This window comes from Companilactobacillus nodensis DSM 19682 = JCM 14932 = NBRC 107160, from assembly GCF_000615905.1.
GTDB lineage: Bacteria > Bacillota > Bacilli > Lactobacillales > Lactobacillaceae > Companilactobacillus > Companilactobacillus nodensis.
On the sequence record NZ_BAMN01000050.1, the window covers coordinates 1 to 1,352 of the forward strand.

The 1,352-nt window shown below is 36.3% G+C and carries 3 protein-coding genes; all 3 read left to right on the top strand.

Annotated elements, in window-relative coordinates; all coding sequences use genetic code 11:
- A partial coding sequence (locus JCM14932_RS16725) for a hypothetical protein (RefSeq protein WP_034543614.1) occupies window positions 1-615 on the top strand: 615 nt, incomplete at its 5' end.
- A 2-nt stretch (window positions 616-617) separates the two neighbouring features.
- Complete coding sequence (locus tag JCM14932_RS13910) at window positions 618-824, top strand: hypothetical protein (protein WP_025025386.1); 207 nt, start codon at window positions 618-620, stop codon at window positions 822-824.
- Complete coding sequence (locus JCM14932_RS13915; RefSeq protein ID WP_025025387.1) at window positions 824-1,216, top strand: hypothetical protein; 393 nt, start codon at window positions 824-826, stop codon at window positions 1,214-1,216. Before JCM14932_RS13910 ends, JCM14932_RS13915 begins: the two co-directional genes overlap by 1 nt.
- The last annotated feature ends 136 nt before the right edge of the window (window positions 1,217-1,352 follow it).

Here is a 1,352-nt window from a genome sequence, read left to right on the forward strand (position 1 = left end):
GATCAAGTTGGCAACAAGGTCGACGATGTCTCAAAAGACGTTGAAGAAACCAAAACTGAGACTGCTGCTGAAATGAACAGCATTCGATCAGACTTGCATGACTACAAGGAACATTATGATGATATCGAAAAGCAAGTTAACGAAGCACGTGACGATATTTTCAATTTTATCAAACAGCCAAGTGATGCTGTAATTCGATTCAGACCAAATCGTGATGAACCAACGGCTATGTACATTGATTCAAATGCGGGAAGTTCATTTCTACTGAATGGTAATGGTATTTACTATCAGGGTTCTGGTAAGACCGCAATGGATAGTCGGGGAAATATTTATGCCGATAATTTTGTTGGTCAAAAGATATCAGGGATCATGATGGAAGGTGCCGACATTCATGGTGGTTCGATCACTGGAGATGTAAACATCAGTTTATCCGGATCAGGTGGAAATGTTGTTTCAATGACAAGTTATGGTTTTTCAACACCGCGAGCAACTATTACTCAAATTGACGGTTTGCGTGGAATGAGTACAAAAAGTGATGGATATATCTGGCTGGGAAGTTTGCAACTTAAAGATGGTGGCAATGGTCAACTCAGTGTAAATGGAAGGTTGGTTTAGACATGAATAATGATGTAGAAGTTAATGAAGTGATTGGCAATTTAAGAGATCAACTAGATGCTGCCAATTACAATAGGGCAGTTTTGATGGCTCAAGTCGAAAAGGGTAATAAAGTTATTGATGAATTGCTTGGAATTATCAAAGATGAATTACCTGACAAATATGCTGAGTTGACAAAAGAAGATTCGAAATCAGGAGGTGATAAGTAATGTATGTTTATGTATTGCTTGATAAGCGTGGAGTCGTTAAAGACTTTGAAAAGACTGATGATGAATCAGCAACATGGCAGATGAAATTCTACGATGATAAAGAAACAAATGTTGAATTAGAAAAGCAGGGATATATTAAAACGTTCCTGACATCATCTTGGTTCAAGACATTTGAAACATATTACGATCTGTTCACTTTTGATTCAAATGCATTGCGTCTTCCAACAAACGTGCCAAGTATTTCTAATGATGAATTACAGAGTCAGATCATCAATCAAGATGAAAAAATTAACAATCTCACAGCCAATAATCAAACGATTATTAAACAAAACAGTGAGATCGTTCAATTGCTTAAAAATAAATTAGTGAATAGAGAGGAGATAACTAAATGACTTTACCAAAAATTATTCTAGATACAGACAAAACAGTGCCTATTTATGAGTTACCTTTGAAGATTAGACAAGGCGACACAGGCGACGAGCTACAAGTTACTTTAGGGAAGTCATTCGAAAAGTATACTGATTTATC

Bases quoted from the DNA above. Each gene is read 5' to 3' on its own strand.
- JCM14932_RS13910 (WP_025025386.1), top strand. From the start codon at position 618: ATGAATAATGATGTAGAAGTTAATGAAGTGATTGGCAATTTAAGAGAT.
- JCM14932_RS13915 (WP_025025387.1), top strand. From the start codon at position 824: ATGTATGTTTATGTATTGCTTGATAAGCGTGGAGTCGTTAAAGACTTT.